The following is a 7,943-nucleotide window of genomic DNA, read 5'->3' as shown; positions in this document are numbered from 1 at the left end:
TTAATCAAACCCGTTGAATTTTGAAATATTGCCCAGTACCCGCAGAATTTTCCAGCCTGGACGACTTTCTCCCGGTGGTGCCACTGCGCCGGTAAAGGACTGCCATTGATGATCCAGACCGACAAATGTACCAGACGTTTCTGCAAATGCCGCCAAAGGCAGTAATACGTCGGCATACTCATGAAGACTGTTGCAATGAAAACTGTTTATTGCGACCACAAAACCGGCTCGTTGCAAGGCAAGTTGGGCAGCAGAGGGATTTGAACAGTCAAATTCCGGTTCAATATTCATTAATACATATGCACGTAACTGCTCTTCCCAGACCGTTTTAGCATCCAGGCCAGGCTTTACGTCTTTAATCATTTCGTTATGCGGTAAAGCGCCGGCCAAATGCAAAGCCTGACTATTCGCTTCCGGTAGAATTAACAGCCGTGCTCCTGTCAGTTTACTGATAAGCGCCGCCATTGATCGAATGACTGCTGCCTGAGGGTGCTGATTGGCTAATGCACCAACAACAATTAATGGTTGATTGCCATTAGCCAGCTGCATCGCAATATTCTGCTCGGTTGCCGAGGCCGCTTTTTCAGGAATCAGATGTTGCCAGGCTGCAGCAGCCTCCTTATCCAAATGTAATAACGCTTTGGTAATGCCGCTGAGCAAGGCGAATAGTTGTGCCGTATTCACCACCACCTGACGGTCTGTCGGCATCAGCAAATCGGTTTTGAAGAAATTAATATCACTGACCAGCCCGCCGGCATAAGCCGACTGGCGAATTCGATGGGCTAACAGGGGCGCTTCACTGCGAACATTACAACCCAATAAGACAATCGCATCACAATCTTCAACTTCTGCCAGGCAGATTGGGCTGAATTGCTCCTGCCCTGCGTCACTGAAATCCTGCTGCCGTAAGCGATGATCAATATTCTGACTACCAAAATTACGTAGCCATTTCTGGAACAGATAGGCTTCTTCCAATGTAGCTGTGGGGGATATCAAGCCGGCAATCTGATCGGCACCATTTTTGGTTTTAACGTGTTTGATTCCTTCTACTGCAAACTCAAGAGCCGTCTGCCAATCGGTAGTCTGCCATTCACCATTTTGCTTAATCATGGGATGCAGCAAACGATCAGGATGTTTTAAACCAAGATAACTGAAACGATCCCGGTCTGAAATCCAGCTTTGATTGACGGATTCATTATCTCTGGCAACCACACGCATAACATCATTCTGCCGGGTATGAATCTCCACACTGGAACCCACGGCATCATGCATCGCAATTGACGGGTGGGAAGTCATCTCCCAGGCCCGTGCTTTATAACGGAAAGGTTTGGAAGTCAGTGCACCTACCGGACAGATATCAATGATATTGCCTGATAACTCCGACGCCAGACTGTGTTCAACATAGGTACCGATTTCCATATGTTCACCACGGCCTGTCGCACCCAATTCTTTGATGCCGGCAATTTCCTGCCCAAAGCGCACACAACGGGTACAGTGGATGCAGCGGGTCATATCGGTTTGCACCAGCGGTCCGATATCCTTGTCTTTCACAACCCGTTTTTTCTCACTGAATCGGCTTATGCCACTGCCATAGCCCAGCGATAAATCCTGTAATTCACACTCGCCGCCCTGATCACAAATCGGGCAATCCAACGGGTGATTGATCAGCAGAAATTCCATAACGCCACGTTGTGCTGCCAGCGCTGTTTCTGACTGAGTAAATACTTTCATTCCCTCTGCAACTGGCGTGGCACAAGCTGGCAAGGCTTTACGAGCCTTATCGACTTCAACCAGACACATACGGCAGTTGGCCACTATCGACAGGTTTTTGTGATAACAAAAACGCGGAATATCAATACCCGCCTCATCAGCAGCCTGAATAATCATTTTGGCTGAATCCACTTTAAGTGGAATGCCATCAATTTCGATATTAACCATAGTTCAACTTCAATTCTGGTTCATCAACCAGGCAGCGTTGGTGATCGATGTGATACTGAAATTCATCGCGAAAATGCTTGATAAAGCTGATAACCGGCGCGGCTGCGGCATCGCCCAGAGCACAGATCGTATTACCGTTAATGTTGTTCGCAACATCTACCAGACGATCCAGATCTTCCTGACGGCCTTCGCCATTTTCAATGCGTTTAATAACGCGATATAGCCAGCCGGTGCCTTCACGACAAGGGGTGCACTGACCGCAGGACTCCTCGTAATAAAAATAGGCGATGCGCTCCAACGCTTTGACCATGCAGGTGGTTTCGTCCATTACAATCACTGACCCTGCCCCAAGCATCGAACCTGCCTTGCCGATACCGTCATAGCTCATTGCGGTTTGCATCATGACATCTGCAGGTACCACAGGTGTCGAACTGCCACCGGGGATAACGGCTTTAAGTTTGTTGCCATTGCGGACACCACCGGCGAGTTCCAGTAATTCTGCAAAGGGCATTCCCAATGGCACTTCATAATTTCCCGGTTTATTCACATGGCCGGTCATGCAGAAGATTTTCTGACCGCCGTTATTTGGTGTGCCCAGCTCATGAAACCAGTCCGCACCATGTTGCAGTATGACAGGCACCGAGGCTAACGTTTCGGTATTGTTTATTGTGGTTGGCCGGCCGTATAAACCATAGCCTGCCGGGAATGGGGGTTTGTAACGCGGCTGGCCTTTTTTGCCTTCCAGGGATTCGAGTAATGCCGTTTCTTCACCGCAGATATACGCACCGGCCCCAGGATGGGTATGAAGTTCAAAATTAAATCCACTACCAAGAATATCCTTGCCTAAATAACCCGCTTCACGTGCTTCAATTAATGCTTGTTCAAACCGTTCAATCGGCTCAAAAAACTCACCACGAATATAGTTGTAGCCACGTTGGGCACCAATGGTATAGCCGGCGATAATCATGCCTTCAATCAGCTGGTGCGGGTTGTAACGCATAATGTCACGATCTTTACAGGTGCCGGGCTCGCCTTCATCCGAGTTGCAGACAATATATTTATCCCCTGGCATACGCCGCGGCATAAAGCTCCATTTCAGCCCGGTTGGAAAGCCAGCACCGCCGCGTCCACGTAGTGCCGAATTTTTGATGGTCTCAATAATACTTTCCTGACGGGTCTTTTCACGGAGAATTTTCTCCAGTACTTCGTAACCGCCAACGCTGCGATAAGCTTCCATCGACCAGGGCTGGTCAAGGTGCATGGTGCGAAAACAAACCTGGTTTTGTTGCATCATTTCACCCCGTCTAAAAGCGTATCGATTTTTTCCACGGTCAGGTGCTCATGGTAATCACGATCCAGCAATAACATGGGGGCACCGACACAAGCTCCCAGGCACTCTACTTCTTTTAACGTGAATTTGCCGTCAGCAGTGGTTTGCCCAAAACCAACCCCCAGCTTTTTCTGAATATGTCTGGCGATATCTTCCGAACCACATAGCTGACAGGAAATATTGGTACAAAGGCTGATTTTATGCTGGCCCACCGGTTTGAGTTCAAACATCGTATAAAACGTAGCGACTTCAAACACACTGATAACCGGAATATCCAGATATTCCGCCAACGCACGCATCAATCCCTCGCTTAGCCATCCTTCATGCGCATCCTGCAGAATATGCAAAGCCGGTATGACCGCTGATTGAGCCTGGCCTGGTGGATATTTACTAATCCAGCTATCCAACTGTTGGCGGATGGCTTCACTGAACAGCTGATCCCGGTGGCCTGTGAGTTGCAACTCTGCTGTCATCGGTCAATCTCCCCGAAAACAATATCCATGGTACCGATAATGGCCACCACATCAGCCAGCAAGTGGCCTTTAGCCATTTCGTTCATTGCGGCAAGATGGGGAAAGCCCGGAGCACGTATTTTGACGCGATAAGGTTTATTGGCACCGTCCGAAACCATATAAATTCCAAACTCACCTTTTGGATGTTCTACTGCACTGTATACCTCACCTTCTGGCACACAATAGCCTTCAGTAAACAGTTTGAAATGATGAATTAATGCTTCCATATCATCTTTCATATCCGCTCTGCTGGGAGGCGCTATTTTGACATTATCAACAATCACTGGCCCCGGATTGACTCGCAGCCAGTCAATACATTGCTGCATGATTTTATTGGACTGACGCATCTCTTCAATGCGTACCAGATATCGATCATAACAATCCCCCTCTTTACCCACCGGGATATCAAAATCCAATCGGTCATAAACTTCATAGGGCTGCTTGCGCCTTAAATCCCATTCCACACCACTGCCACGTAGCATTGGTCCGGTAAAACCAAGTTGCAGCGCGCGTTCCGGCGATACCACACCAATTCCTACGGTACGTTGCTTCCAGATACGGTTATCGGTCAACAGCGTTTCATATTCATCAACGCATTTGGGAAAGCGTTGACAGAAGTCCTCAATAAAATCGAGCAGGCTGCCTTCGCGGCTTTGGTTTAACTTTTTAACCTCTGCGTCAGAATGCCATTTGGATTTTTGATATTGCGGCATGCTGTTGGGTAAATCACGATAGACGCCACCTGGACGATAATAGGTTGCATGTAACCTTGCACCGGATACAGCTTCGTAACAGTCCATTAAATCTTCACGCTCACGAAAGCAATAAAGAAAGACGGTCATAGCACCGATATCCAGACCATGTGCACCAAGCCACATCAGGTGATTCAAAACCCGGGTCATTTCATCAAACAAAACCCGGATGTACTGTGCCCGAACCGGAGGTTCAATACCTAATAGCTTTTCTATCGCCATCACATAGGCATGTTCGTTACACATCATCGACACATAATCCAGCCGATCCATATAACCAATACTCTGGTTATAGGGTTTGGACTCAGCCAGCTTTTCGGTACCACGATGCAGCAAACCAATATGTGGATCAGCGTGCACAATAACCTCGCCATCCATTTCCAGAATCAGCCGTAATACACCATGTGCTGCTGGATGTTGTGGGCCAAAATTCAGCGTGTAATTTTTAATTTCAGCCATTATTTCTTGGCCTCGCTGCCATGCGGTTGCAGGTAACGGTTATCATCACGAATTACCCGCGGGACCAGTGTTCTAGGTTCAATACTGACTGGCTGATAAATCACCCGTTTCTGTTCGGGGTCATAAAGCATTTCTACATTGCCAATCAATGGGAAATCCTTGCGAAACGGATGTCCGACAAAACCATAATCCGTCAGAATACGTCGCAGATCTTCATGGCCTTTGAACAGGATGCCAAACAAATCAAAGGCTTCACGTTCGTACCAGTCAGCCGAATGCCAGATGCTGGTAACTGAATCAATAATGGGCGTTTCAGCAATCAGATCCACCTTAAGGCGAAGTCGATTATTGTGTTGCACCGATAGCAAATGATAAACAACGGCATAGCGAAAGCCTTCGTCCATTTCGTCGATTTGCGAAAACGGTTCACGTGCCCGACTGAAACCATGTTCAGTGGCCTGTTTGGTTTCCCAGCCACTGTTGCCGTATACGGAATAATCTACACCGCATAAATCAATTAATTGGGTAAACTCAAATTCATCGCGTAATGCTTGGCATACTGGAATAATCTGTTCAGCCTCAACATGGATTGTTAATTCGCCACGATTAAACTCACACTCCACCAGCTGATTGGCAAAATGCTGTTCCAGTTTATGTTTAAGCGATTCCATGCAACAACCTTATGCTTGTGAGCTTTTAGCGATGGTATTGGTACGTTGAATCTTTTTCTGTAACTGAATAATACCGTAGAGTAAGGCTTCAGCAGTTGGCGGACAACCCGGCACATAAATATCCACCGGTACTATCCGATCACAGCCCCGAACGACTGAATAGGAATAATGGTAGTAGCCACCGCCATTAGCACAGGATCCCATTGAAATAACCCAGCGAGGTTCGGACATCTGGTCATAGACCTTGCGTAATGCCGGTGCCATTTTGTTAACAAGGGTGCCAGCCACAATCATCACATCCGACTGACGGGGACTGGGCCGAAACACTACCCCGAAACGATCCAGATCATAACGTGAAGCTCCGGCATGCATCATTTCAACCGCACAACATGCCAGACCAAAGGTCATCGGCCATAAAGAACCGGTCCGGGCCCAGTTAATTAATTTATCTGCAGAAGTGGTGACTATACCTTCGTGAAGAACGCCCTCTATTCCCATTCCAGGGCTCCTTTTTTCCATTCATAGATGAAGCCTACTACCAGAATCCCCAGAAACAGGAACATGGCCAGCAAACCAAACACCCCGATTTCATCGAGCACGATAGCCCAAGGGAATAAAAAGGCGATTTCCAGATCGAAAATGATAAACAGAATGGCAACCAGGTAATAACGCACATCAAATCTGCCATGCGTGTCTTCAAAAGGTTCAAAGCCACATTCATAGCTGGAGCGTTTTTCGGCATCAGGGCGCTGTGGCCCGATAATAAAGCCCGCAATAAGAGGCATCACACCGAAGCCAATGCCAATGATAATAAACAACAAAATGGGGAGGTATCCCTCTAACATGCCGCCCTTCCACTCTTCCGAGATGTAGTGTCTTTGTGACACCTGATAATTATTATTGTTTTTACGAAATCAAAATTATTTGATCAACTCCCGATAGTACACATTAACGGGCTGTATTTGAAGCGTGCATTTAGATGCATTTATTCATGAACATAATTCTCCAGCTTTGAGATTAATTCATCAGGGGTAATCGGTTTGCTGAAATAATATCCCTGCACATAATCGCAATTCATTATTTTGAGGGAGTTTGCCTGCTCTTCAGTCTCCACACCTTCAGCAACGACTTTCAGGCCAAGCCCATGCGCCATGGCAATGCTGGCATTAACCAATTCCCTATCGGCTGGATCAGTTGTCATATCGTTAATAAAGCTTCGATCGATTTTTAATATGGCAAAAGGATAGCGCCGCAGATAGCTAAGTGATGAATAGCCAGTACCAAAATCGTCCATCGCCATCTCAATTCCCTTAGCAGTAAAAGACTGAAATAACTCATCAGTCATCAGGTAGCCGCTAAGTAATACACCCTCGGTTATTTCCAATTCCAGCGTATTGGGCTGAACTGGGTATTGCAGTAGCTGCTGCTCTACAAAACCTAACAATCCAGGGTCACGAAACTGACAGGGAGAAAGGTTGATCGCCATGCGAAAATCTGGCTGAAGCGCCTGCCATTTTGATGCCATTTTTATAGCTGAATGCATCACAAATTCGCCAATCGAGACAATCAGACCGGTTTGCTCAGCAACAGGTATAAACTCATCAGGACCGATGGGACCCAACTGATCGTTTTGCCAACGTAACAAGGCTTCAGCACCAATCATTTTCCCCGTTGCCAACTCAATCTGTGGTTGATAAAACAGATAAAACTCGCCTCTTTCCAAAGCTCCATACATCTGTTGCTCTATCAATAATCGGCGGGTTGCATCACGGTTCATTGACTCGGTGTAATATGTAAAAGTATTACGCCCATTACTTTTAGCATAAAACATGGCTGCATCAGCTTGTCTGAGTAATTGTGAAGCATCATTTCCATCCACAGGATGAATGGCAACACCAATACTTAAGGTCATTGTGAGAGATTGCCCATCAATGCTGAAAGGCAAGCGAAATTGCTGAATCAGATTTTCAACAATTTGCGTAATTTCCTCCGTTGTCTGCAGGTCGGTCAGCAACACAATAAATTCATCACCACCAAGCCGACCAAGAGTGTCACCATGGCGAATATGCGTCTGAATACGCTTTGTGACCTGGATCAGTAAGGCATCGCCGGCAGAATGTCCCAATGATTCGTTAATTTTTTTAAAATCATCTAAATCCATACATAACACACCCACCATGTCTTTATTGGGGTGGGCCAACTTCAGCCGTTGGGATAAACGATCCAATGCCAGAAAGCGATTAGGCAGGCTCGTTAACGTATCGTATTGCGCCAGATGAAT

Annotated in this window: 8 protein-coding genes; all 8 read right to left on the bottom strand. The window is 46.8% G+C overall.

The window, feature by feature from the left end; all coding sequences use genetic code 11:
• Positions 1-1,938, bottom strand: a complete 1,938-nt coding sequence (gene nuoG, locus B3182_RS08195; RefSeq protein ID WP_292752293.1) for an NADH-quinone oxidoreductase subunit NuoG — start codon at positions 1,936-1,938, stop codon at positions 1-3.
• Positions 1,931-3,229: an NADH-quinone oxidoreductase subunit NuoF gene (gene nuoF, locus B3182_RS08190; protein WP_292353711.1), complete on the bottom strand. Its 1,299-nt coding sequence runs from the start codon at positions 3,227-3,229 to the stop codon at positions 1,931-1,933. The genes nuoG and nuoF overlap by 8 nt, the downstream gene beginning before the upstream one ends.
• Positions 3,229-3,741 carry an NADH-quinone oxidoreductase subunit NuoE gene (gene nuoE / locus B3182_RS08185; RefSeq protein ID WP_292353710.1) on the bottom strand — a complete coding sequence of 171 codons (513 nt, stop codon included), beginning with the start codon at positions 3,739-3,741 and terminating at the stop codon, positions 3,229-3,231. The genes nuoF and nuoE overlap by 1 nt, the downstream gene beginning before the upstream one ends.
• Positions 3,738-4,991: an NADH-quinone oxidoreductase subunit D gene (locus B3182_RS08180; protein WP_292353709.1), complete on the bottom strand. Its 1,254-nt coding sequence runs from the start codon at positions 4,989-4,991 to the stop codon at positions 3,738-3,740. The genes nuoE and B3182_RS08180 overlap by 4 nt, the downstream gene beginning before the upstream one ends.
• On the bottom strand, positions 4,991-5,662 hold the full coding sequence (locus tag B3182_RS08175) for an NADH-quinone oxidoreductase subunit C (protein WP_292353708.1): 672 nt from the start codon (positions 5,660-5,662) through the stop codon (positions 4,991-4,993). The genes B3182_RS08180 and B3182_RS08175 overlap by 1 nt, the downstream gene beginning before the upstream one ends.
• Positions 5,663-5,671: 9 nt before the next feature.
• Entirely contained in the window at positions 5,672-6,160 is a 489-nt protein-coding gene (locus B3182_RS08170) for a NuoB/complex I 20 kDa subunit family protein (RefSeq protein WP_292353707.1), read from the bottom strand.
• Positions 6,151-6,507 (bottom strand): NADH-quinone oxidoreductase subunit A, encoded by a 357-nt coding sequence (ndhC, locus tag B3182_RS08165; RefSeq protein ID WP_292353706.1) that lies wholly within the window; start codon positions 6,505-6,507, stop codon positions 6,151-6,153. Before ndhC ends, B3182_RS08170 begins: the two co-directional genes overlap by 10 nt.
• A gap of 140 nt (positions 6,508-6,647) precedes the next feature.
• Positions 6,648-7,943: putative bifunctional diguanylate cyclase/phosphodiesterase (locus B3182_RS08160; protein WP_292752290.1), on the bottom strand; the 1,296-nt coding region annotated here is incomplete at its 5' end.

The sequence above is a fragment of the Methylophaga sp. UBA4204 genome, from assembly GCF_002379485.1.
In the GTDB taxonomy this organism is placed as follows: domain Bacteria; phylum Pseudomonadota; class Gammaproteobacteria; order Nitrosococcales; family Methylophagaceae; genus Methylophaga.
This window is presented reverse-complemented; position numbering and strand designations above follow the sequence as displayed.